The sequence below is a fragment of the Stenotrophomonas pictorum JCM 9942 genome (assembly GCF_001310775.1).
Taxonomy (GTDB): domain Bacteria; phylum Pseudomonadota; class Gammaproteobacteria; order Xanthomonadales; family Xanthomonadaceae; genus Stenotrophomonas; species Stenotrophomonas pictorum.
The window spans coordinates 1-3,753 of the sequence record NZ_BAZI01000266.1 but is presented as its reverse complement, the minus strand read 5'-3'; the positions used below and the strand labels follow the sequence as shown (position 1 = coordinate 3,753).

General features: G+C 67.5%; 4 protein-coding genes and 1 pseudogene. 4 read left to right on the top strand and 1 reads right to left on the bottom strand.

Annotated elements, in window-relative coordinates:
• Positions 1 to 655, bottom strand: a 655-nt coding sequence (locus JCM9942_RS12110) for a DUF1631 family protein (RefSeq protein WP_157722903.1), incomplete at its 3' end; no start/stop codon positions are given.
• Between the two features lie 315 nt (positions 656 to 970).
• On the opposite strand from JCM9942_RS12110, the gene JCM9942_RS12105 reads away from it, so the two are divergent.
• From JCM9942_RS12105 to JCM9942_RS12090, 4 genes and pseudogenes are all read left to right on the top strand, one after another.
• Positions 971 to 1,543: a nitroreductase family protein gene (locus JCM9942_RS12105; protein ID WP_054659949.1), complete on the top strand. Its 573-nt coding sequence runs from the start codon at positions 971 to 973 to the stop codon at positions 1,541 to 1,543.
• Positions 1,540 to 2,476 (top strand): annotated as a pseudogene (locus JCM9942_RS12100) (5'-3' exonuclease). The gene JCM9942_RS12105 and the pseudogene JCM9942_RS12100 overlap by 4 nt, the downstream one beginning before the upstream one ends.
• Complete coding sequence (locus JCM9942_RS12095; protein WP_054659947.1) at positions 2,473 to 3,024, top strand: NUDIX hydrolase; 552 nt, start codon at positions 2,473 to 2,475, stop codon at positions 3,022 to 3,024. Before JCM9942_RS12100 ends, JCM9942_RS12095 begins: the two are co-directional and overlap by 4 nt.
• A partial coding sequence (locus JCM9942_RS12090; protein WP_054659952.1) for an N-formylglutamate amidohydrolase occupies positions 3,005 to 3,753 on the top strand: 749 nt, incomplete at its 3' end. The genes JCM9942_RS12095 and JCM9942_RS12090, both read left to right, overlap by 20 nt.

Here is a 3,753-nt window from a genome sequence, read left to right as displayed (position 1 = left end):
GTGAAATCTCCGGCATGACGCCGGCCTGCGCCAGCTGCTCGTCCAGGCTCTGGTAGACCTTGCCGATCATGTGCGCGAACTCGCGCTCGCACAGCTTGATCAGCACCAGACGCACTTCCGGCGCCAGATCACAGGTGGAAAACGCCTCGTGCACGGCCACACCGATGTGCTCGGCACCAATGGGGTTGGTATCGGCATCGAGTTCGGCAACGCCCCCGATCCAGGCCAGGCGGCGGTCGATCCGGGCCAGCACCGGCTTCCAGTCGCGCAGCAGCACGGTGGCGAAATTGCGCACCGCCAGCCGCGATTCGAGCACATGTTCGGGTACCAGACTCAGCCCACCCTCGGTCTGACCGGCCAGTACGCTTTCAGCCGATTGAACGGTACCCGCCTCCAACGCATCCCACGCCTTGCGCAGATGGGTGTTGAACAGGGTGACAATTTCCTCCCGGCGACGACGCAGTTCACGCATGCCGTCCAGGAACAACAGCTGGGATGCGCCGGCACCTTCCGCGCGATCGAACAGGGCATCGTCAAAACCGGCCAGCACTTTGCCGAAAGAGGCCCCCAGCGCAGGCAGCACGGCGTTGCGCACCTGCACCAGCAGCGCCCGGTTTTGCCCGGAGTGCCCGGACGGATGCGGATTGGACATCATGCGCAACAGCTCCACACCCGGACAAACGCTCGGTTGTTGGGTATCAGATAAGAGTGGACGGACGCTATCCCTGTTTCCGCCCGCACATGGTAGGCGGGAAAGCTGAACAGGGTCAGTGATGGAGTGCGCACTTCGTACCTCGTGACCGGCGTCCCGGTATGGAGTGCCATGCTAAGCGGCACGCCGGTTGTTGGCGAATCTGCGCACATTCAGCCATGCGGACGCAGTGCACAGAATTGGCGGGCAGCCCGTCACAACCGGCCCCGCGGGCCCCGACGTCTATAATCGATGGCCGTTTTCCCTGTCTGAGCCCCCATGCCCGACAACTGCTTCCTGCAAGCGCTGGACCAGCGCCGCTCGGTTCCCTCACGGCTGCTGGAGGCCCCCGCTCCGGACGACGCCACCGTGCTGCGCATGCTGCAATCGGCGGTCCGCGTACCCGACCACGGCAAGCTGGTGCCGTTCCGTTTTCTGCGCCTGCGCGGCGATGCCCGTCACAGTCTGGGCGAATTCCTCGCCCGCCGCAGCCGCGAGCGCAACCCGCAGGTGGCCGAGGCCGCGGTGGAGAAAGACCGTCTGCGCTTCTCGCACGCCCCGTTGATCATCACCGTGATCGCGCGGCTGCAGGAGGACAAGGTGCCACCGCAGGAGCAGCTGCTCACAGCCGGCTGCGTCTGCTTTGCGCTGCTGCAGGCCGCCCAGGGCTTCGGCTTCGGTGCGCAGTGGCTGACCGCCTGGATGGCCTATGACGCGGAAGTGGCGCGATATCTGGGTCTGACCGAAGACGAGCGCATTGTCGGCTTCATCCATATCGGTACACCGAAGCTGCAGGCACCCGAACGCGACCGCCCCGATCCGGCGGTGCTGCTGCAGGACTGGCAGGCGTGAACGCAGCCGCCGTGCCGCAACCGCTGTACCTGATCGATGCCAGCATCTACATCTTCCGCGCCTGGCATTCGATGCCGGACGACTTCCAGGACAGCCAGGGCTGGCCGGTCAATGCGGTACATGGCTTTTCCCGTTTTCTGCTGGACCTGCTCGAACGCGAGCGTCCACGGCACATCGCCGTGGCGTTCGACGAGGCGCTGGACAGCGGCTTCCGCCATCAGCTCTACCCCGCTTACAAGGCCAACCGCGATCCGGCCCCGGAAGAACTGCGCCGCCAGTTCGCCCACTGCAAGGCACTGTGCGCCGCGCTGGGCCTGAACGTGTTGGGCGACCGCGCCTACGAGGCCGATGACCTGATCGGCAGCGCGCTGCATGCGGCGCGCGCGCACCCGCTGCGCGGAGTGATCATCTCCGCCGACAAGGACCTCTCGCAGCTGCTGGGCGACCACGACCAGCAGTGGGACTACGCGCGCAACCAGCGCTGGGACGCGGCCGGGGTGAAAGCCCGGCACGGCGTGCACGCCCATCAGATTGCCGACTACCTGGCGCTGTGCGGCGATGCGGTGGACAACATTCCCGGCGTGTCCGGTATCGGCGCCAAATCGGCAGCGGTGCTGCTGGCGCATTTCGGCAGCTGGACACGCTGCTCGAACGCATCGAGAGGTGCCGTTCCTGCGCCTGCGCGGTGCGGCCACGATGGCCACGCGCCTGCGTGAGCAGCGCGAGCAGGCCTTGCTTTTCCGCCAGCTGACCACCATTGCCGTGGACGCGCCGCTGGCCACCGCGCAGCCCGGCTTCCTCCGTACCCAGGCCGATGCCGACATGCTCGGCGGGCTGTGCGAGGCGCTGCGTTTCGGCCCGATGACCCGGCGCCGGCTGCTGGCCGCGGCCGGACTGGAATCCCCTCCCGCTTCCGTCAACGAGTTCGCATGAATCACAACACCGCAGAACCCCGCGTCGTCTATGAAGGCAAATACCAGCGCATGCTGGTGCGGGGCAGCTGGGAATATTCCGAGCGCACCCATGCCGGTGGACTGGCGGCGATCATCATCGCCGTCACCCCGACCGACAATGTGCTGTTCGTCGAACAGTTCCGCGTGCCGCTGCAGGCGCGCACCATCGAGATGCCGGCCGGGCTGGTGGGTGACATCGACGCCGGCGAGTCGATCGAGGCCTCGGCGGTGCGCGAGCTGGAAGAGGAAACCGGCTGGACCGCCGCGCACGCCGAGGTGCTGATGATCGGCCCCACCTCCTCCGGCGCCAGCAGCGAGAAGATCGCCTTCGTCCGCGCCACCGGCCTGCGCAAGGTCGGTGCCGGCGGTGGCGATGGCAGCGAGGACATCACCGTGCACGAGATCCCGCGCGCCCGCGCCGCCGCCTGGCTGGTGGAGAAGATGGGCGAAGGCTACGAGCTGGACGCCAAGCTCTGGGCCGGGCTGTGGATGATCGAACACCATCTGGATGGCACCCCACGTGGCTGATTCGGGCAATACCCGCCCCGTCCCGCTGCTGGGCAGCAGCGATCCGGCCGTGTTCACCGTGCACAACCCGCACGGCCGCTCGCCTTTCCTGCTGCTGGCCGACCATGCCGGCCAATGCGTGCCGGCGACGCTGGAAAATCTCGGGCTGCCGCCGCACGAGCTGGACCGCCACATCGGCTGGGATATCGGCATCGCCGGCACCACCCGTGAACTGGCGCGGCGGCTGGATGCGTGGGCGATCGAGCAGACCTATTCGCGCCTGCTGATCGACTGCAACCGGCCGCTGGCGTCACCGACGCTGATTCCGGAAACCAGCGACGGCACCGCCATTCCCGGCAACCTCGGCTTGAGCGATGCGCAGCGCCGGCAGCGCATCGACACCATCCACACGCCCTACCACGCCCGCATCGAGGCCGAACTGGCGCGCCGACGCGACGCCGGCCTGCCGACGCTGCTGGTGATGATGCACAGCTTCACCCCGGCGATGGACGGCATACAGCGCCCCTGGCACGCCGGCGTGCTGTACCACCGCGACACCCGCTTCGCCCAGGCCCTGCTGCGGGCGCTGCGTGACGAGGGTGACCTGGTGGTCGGCGACAACCAGCCGTATTCGGTCAACAGCAGCAGCGACTACGCGGTGCCGGTGCACGGCGAAGGCCGCGGACTGGTGCATGTGGAACTGGAGATCCGCCAGGACCTGATCGCCGGGGCAGCCGGCCAGCACGCCTG